Here is an 895-nt window from a genome sequence, read left to right on the forward strand (position 1 = left end):
ACCAAGTCCTTGTTAGCAGTTACGATGTGTTTACCAGCGCGTAAAGCAGATTCAATACAGTCAGCTGCGAATGTTGTTCCACCCATCGCTTCAACGACAATATCAATTGAAGGATCGTTGATGACATCATTGAAATCAGTTGTCAATTGAATGCTTTCTGGTAATCCGGGATGTTTCGCTTTTGATTTTTCAATATCGCGGACAAAAATCTTCGTTACTTGGTATTGAATACCTTCCGTATCTGACATTTTTTGTGCGTGATCGTGCATAATTTTGGCTACACCACCACCGACTGTACCTAGACCAAGTAATCCAATATTAATTTGTTTCAAATTTGCCACCTCTTTAGTTCATTATATTTTATCATTTATATTTCATGATATTCTCATAATCGTTTCTACTCTTAAATTCTACCCTTAAATTCATAAAAAGCAATCAATTGTTGAACATATTCAAAATCAGGAACATAGAATTCGTTACGGCCATTAATTTTGATCGTATCTTCAGACCCCTTACCAGCTACCACAATGGTCGTCGGTTTCCCGGACGCAATCGCATCCTTATAGGCCATATAGATTGATCCGGTCCGATCTAAATTGCTTCTTACTTTAGCATCTGGATTTACCACGTTAATGGCTTCTTCAATTTCAGCCATGATTTTATAAGAGTCTTCAAAGTTTGGATCATCACTGGTTAAATAAATTTCATTGGTATTTAAACCAGCCACATGGCCCATATCAGCACGCCTGTTTTCAGCTTTACCACCGGCTGATCCAAAAACGATGCGGATATCATTATCAGGGGCCATTTCTTTAACAGATGAGAATAATTCTTCAAAAGAAATCTTGTTGTGCGCGAAATCAACGACAAAGGTTAATTGATTGTCCGCACTACG

The 895-nt window shown here is 37.9% G+C and carries 2 protein-coding genes; both read right to left on the reverse strand.

Annotated features, from left to right (window positions below; all coding sequences use genetic code 11):
- A partial coding sequence (locus ACRCJ0_RS16090) for a Gfo/Idh/MocA family oxidoreductase (protein ID WP_431391173.1) occupies window positions 1-341 on the reverse strand: 341 nt, incomplete at its 3' end.
- A gap of 62 nt (window positions 342-403) precedes the next feature.
- On the reverse strand, window positions 404-895 hold a 492-nt coding region (locus ACRCJ0_RS16095), incomplete at its 5' end, for a glutamate ligase domain-containing protein (protein ID WP_431391174.1).

Source organism: Aerococcus sp. L_32 (assembly GCF_050689315.1).